The following is a 2,696-nucleotide window of genomic DNA, read 5'->3' as shown; positions in this document are numbered from 1 at the left end:
GAACAGGTGCGGGTACAGGAAGTTGTTCCAGGCCACGATCCGGCCGTCGACGATCTCCAGGACCTGGAACGACCACGGCTCGTAGCGCCCGCCGCCCACCGGCTTGTACTGGGCGAACGCCGGGCAGCCGTTGGCCGTGCCCGCCAGCAGCTTCGAGCCCTTGCACGGGAGCCCGGGCCCGAGCAGCCAGCGGCTGACCTCGAGCGGGCCCTCGAGCCAGATCGGGTGGGGCGGCATGGAGAAGGTGGCGTCCTCGTGCAGGAGGGCGACGAGCGAGGCGACGTCGTAGCGCTCGAAGGCGTCGACGTAGCGGGCCAGCAGCTCCTCCTGGTCGGCGTCGACCGTGCCGGCCCCCGCCTCGTCGAGGTCGTGCGTGGCGAGGGTGGCCCGGGCCCGCTGCAGCGCGCTGTTCACCGACGCCACGCTGGTGTCGAGCAGCTCGGCCACCTCGGTGGCCTGCCAGCGCAGGACCTCCCGCAGGATCAGCACGGCCCGCTGACGAGGCGGCAGGTGTTGCAGGGCGGCCACGAAGGCCAGGCGGATCGACTCGCGCGCCGCCGCCAGCTCGGCGGGGTCGCCGGTGGTGGGCAGCACCTTGCCGTCGGCCACCGGCTGGACCCAGGCCGACTCGCCGAGGCCGGCGTCGAGCACGGCCTCGGCCGTGGTGGTGGAGGGACCGAGGTCCATGGGTCGCGCTCGCCGCTGGCGTCCGTTGAGCGAGTCGAGGCACACGTTGGTGGCGATCCGGTAGAGCCACGACCGCAGCGACGAGCGGCCCTCGAAGCGGTCGAGGCTCCGCCAGGCACGGACCATCGTCTCCTGCACGGCGTCGTCGGCATCGGCGCCGGAGCCGAGCATCCGGTAGCAGTACCCGGTGAGCTCCCGGCGATGGGCCTCGAGGTCGAGCGGGGGGCCGTCGGCGGCGGGTCCGGCCGTGTGGTCGACCTGCGAGGCATCGGAGGTGGTTGGCGCGGTCACGGCGGTCATCGTAGGGACGTCCCGGCCGGCCCGCCCGCCGGTTCACCGCGCAACGAAGCACCGAACGTGGGAACATGTGTTCGATGTCGGGCCATGCCACGATCCTCCACGCCGACCTCGACGCGTTCTACGCCTCGGTGGAGCAGCGGGACGACCCCGCGCTCCGAGGCCGGCCGGTCATCGTCGGCGGCGGCGTCGTGCTGGCGGCCAGCTACGAGGCGAAGGCTCGAGGCGTGCGGACGGCGATGGGCGGCGGGCAGGCCCGCCGCCTGTGCCCGGACGCGGTGGTCGTGCCGCCCCGCATGGGGGCCTACACCGCGGCGAGCCGGGCCGTCTTCGAGGTGTTCGCCGACACCACGCCGCTCGTGGAGGGCCTGTCGATCGACGAGGCCTTCCTCGACGTCGGCGGTATGCGCCGGGTGTCCGGCACGCCGCCCGAGATCGCGGCGCAGCTTCGCCGCGACGTGCTGGAACGGGTCGGGCTGCCGATCACCGTGGGCGTCGCCCGGACCAAGTTCCTCGCCAAGGTGGCCAGCGGCGTGGCCAAGCCCGACGGCCTCCTCGTCGTACCCCCCGACGGCGAGCTCGCCTTCCTGCACCCGCTCCCCGTCGAACGGCTCTGGGGCGTGGGCCGGGTCACCGCCGAGAAGCTCCACCGCCGGGGCATCGCCACCGTGGCCGACGTCGCCCGCCTCGACGAGGCCGTCCTGACCGGCCTCCTGGGGCGCGGCTCGGGACGGCACCTCCACGCCCTGGCCCACAACCGCGACCCCCGGCCGGTGCAGCCGGGGCGGCGGCGGCGATCCGTCGGCTCCCAGCGCGCGCTGGGGCGCTCGCCCCGCACGCCGGCCGACCTCGACGCCGTCCTGGTCGCACTCGTCGACCGCGTCGGCCGCCGCCTGCGGACCGCCCGCCGGGTGGGGCGCACGGTGGTGCTCAGGTTGCGCTTCGCCGACTTCACCCGGGCGACGCGCTCGCACACCCTCCCCCAGCCCACCGCCGACACCGGCGCCCTGCTCGAGGCCCTGCGGGCGCTGCTCCGGGCTGCCCTGCCGATGATCGCCGAGCAGGGCGTGACGCTGCTGGGCATCGCCGTCGCCAACCTCGACGACGCCGACGCCGTCCAGCTCTCCCTGCCCTTCGGCGGCCACGACGCCGGTGCGCTCGACCGGGCGCTGGACGGGGTCCGGGACCGCTTCGGCGGCGGCGCCGTGACCCGTGCGGTCCTGCTCGGCCGCGACACCGGCCCGTCGGTGCCGCTCCTGCCGGACTGACGCGGCGCCGAAACCGTCAGACCCCGTCCGTATGGTCACGGCATGACCTCCACCGCCCGCCACCAGAGCCCCACCACCGTGCTGGCCGTCGGCCGCACCTGCACCTGCCTCGACGAGGTCGAGGCCTGGATCGACGAGGTCGGTCCGGTCCTGCGGGCGCTCGCCGAGCGGCGGTCGGCCGCCTCCGCCGGGCAGCGCCGATGGATGGCCGAGCAGGTTCGGATCGCCGTGGAGGCGCTCGCCTTCATCGACGCCGAGGCCTTCGAGGCCGAGGCCTCGGGCGCGCCGTGCCCCCGGCTCGGCTGGCTGCAGGTCCAGGCCGCACGGGCGCTGGAGGCGTGCCGGGTCGTGACCCCGGGAGCCGTCGCCGCCTGACCCACGGCGACACCACCCTCGGGGCACCGTCCCTGAACGCCGACCGCGAGATCGCCGCTGCGAGTCAGG

General features: G+C 75.3%; 3 protein-coding genes. 2 read left to right on the top strand and 1 reads right to left on the bottom strand.

All coding sequences use genetic code 11. The annotated features are described in order from the left end of the window. A partial coding sequence (locus tag AC5JLB_RS25480) for a sigma-70 family RNA polymerase sigma factor (protein WP_495876632.1) occupies window positions 1-987 on the bottom strand: 987 nt, incomplete at its 3' end. Between the two features lie 74 nt (window positions 988-1,061). Here AC5JLB_RS25480 and dinB point away from each other — a divergent pair. Continuing rightward, the gene (dinB, locus tag AC5JLB_RS25475) at window positions 1,062-2,252 is read left to right on the top strand and encodes a DNA polymerase IV (protein ID WP_495876631.1); all 1,191 of its coding nucleotides are present in this window, start codon (window positions 1,062-1,064) and stop codon (window positions 2,250-2,252) included. Window positions 2,253-2,294: 42 nt separating this feature from the next. Further along, window positions 2,295-2,627: a hypothetical protein gene (locus AC5JLB_RS25470; protein ID WP_495876630.1), complete on the top strand. Its 333-nt coding sequence runs from the start codon at window positions 2,295-2,297 to the stop codon at window positions 2,625-2,627. The last annotated feature ends 69 nt before the right edge of the window (window positions 2,628-2,696 follow it).

The sequence above is a fragment of the Myxacorys chilensis genome (genome assembly GCF_059505265.1).
This window is presented reverse-complemented; position numbering and strand designations above follow the sequence as displayed.